This window comes from Pseudomonas sp. 67(2021), from assembly GCF_017491835.1.
Taxonomy (GTDB): domain Bacteria; phylum Pseudomonadota; class Gammaproteobacteria; order Pseudomonadales; family Pseudomonadaceae; genus Aquipseudomonas; species Aquipseudomonas atacamensis.
On sequence record NZ_JAFGYL010000053.1, the window covers coordinates 1 to 1320 of the forward strand.

Consider the following 1320-nt stretch of genomic DNA (forward strand, 5'->3'; position numbering starts at 1 on the left):
AACCACTTGCGCTTCCGATCTCTCGTTAGCGGGAGGCGAATTCTACAGCGTTAATCGCTGCTGTCAACACCTCTTTTTCTCCGCTTTCGACCGAGAAGATCGAACCGTTAAAAGAGCCAAACATCACTGCTCTTTCAACTCCTTCCAGGCTTCGATGACCTGAAGCAAGTCGCTGTCGAAAGCTGCATAACTCTTTGAATCTCAAGGAGTTTTCCGTTTCGACTGCGCCGGAAGTGGGGCGAATTATAGACCTCTGGAATCTGCCGTCAACCGTTAATTTCGCTTTTCTTTCAAATCAGCAAAAACGCTTTCTATATATAGACGCGCCCTCATCCAATGCGCAGTATATTGCCCACTACCACAACAATACTGTGTTTTTGCCTTGGATGCTGCCGCGCAATGAATGATCAACCTCGCTCCCTTGCTTCCACATTGTTTCCGGTTTGCCTGCTCATGATAGCCATGGCGTCCATCCAGTCGGGCGCTTCTCTGGCCAAAAGCATGTTCCCCATTATCGGCGCACAAGGAACAACCACTCTTCGCTTGATCTTTGCCAGCGTGATCATGCTGCTGATACTGCGCCCATGGCGTGCAAAGCTGACCGCCAAGTCTCTTCGTACCGTGATCGTCTACGGAATGGCATTGGGCGGAATGAACTTCCTCTTCTATATGTCGCTGCGCACAGTGCCGCTAGGCATCGCCGTTGCGCTGGAATTCACCGGCCCTCTGGCTGTAGCTATATATGCCTCTCGCCGCGCCATCGATTTTGTATGGATTGCGCTTGCTGCGGCCGGCTTGCTTCTATTGATACCCACCGGGGCTACCACTGCCGGCATTGATCTGGTCGGAGCGGGCTATGCGCTGGGCGCCGGAGTGTGCTGGGCGCTGTACATTCTGTTCGGGCAGAAGGCCGGCGCCGACAACGGGGTGACGACGGCAGCCCTCGGCGTGATGATCGCCGCGCTGTTCGTGGCGCCAATCGGAATCGTTCATGCCGGCGCTGCGCTGCTTACACCATCACTGATTCCGATCGCTATCGGCGTCGCCATTCTGTCCACCGCCCTTCCCTATACCCTGGAGATGGTCGCCCTGACGCGTATGCCCGCGCGCACCTTCGGCACGCTCATGAGTATCGAACCGGCCTTCGGAGCACTATCAGGTCTGCTTTTTCTCCAGGAATACCTTTCATTGTCACAATGGCTGGCCATCCTGTGCATTATTCTGGCGTCAGTGGGCGCAACCATGACCATGGGCAGCGGAGCAAAGCCTGCTGTCGCGGCCGACTGAAGCGTAATAGAAAGTGGGGTCTGGTAATTGGCG

Annotated in this window: 1 protein-coding gene; it reads left to right on the forward strand. The window is 55.2% G+C overall.

Annotation, left to right across the window (positions count from 1 at the left end; translation table 11 throughout):
* The first annotated feature begins 399 nt into the window (after positions 1-399).
* Positions 400-1287 carry a threonine/homoserine exporter RhtA gene (gene rhtA / locus J5M66_RS26440; protein ID WP_016770790.1) on the forward strand — a complete coding sequence of 296 codons (888 nt, stop codon included), beginning with the start codon at positions 400-402 and terminating at the stop codon, positions 1285-1287.
* The last annotated feature ends 33 nt before the right edge of the window (positions 1288-1320 follow it).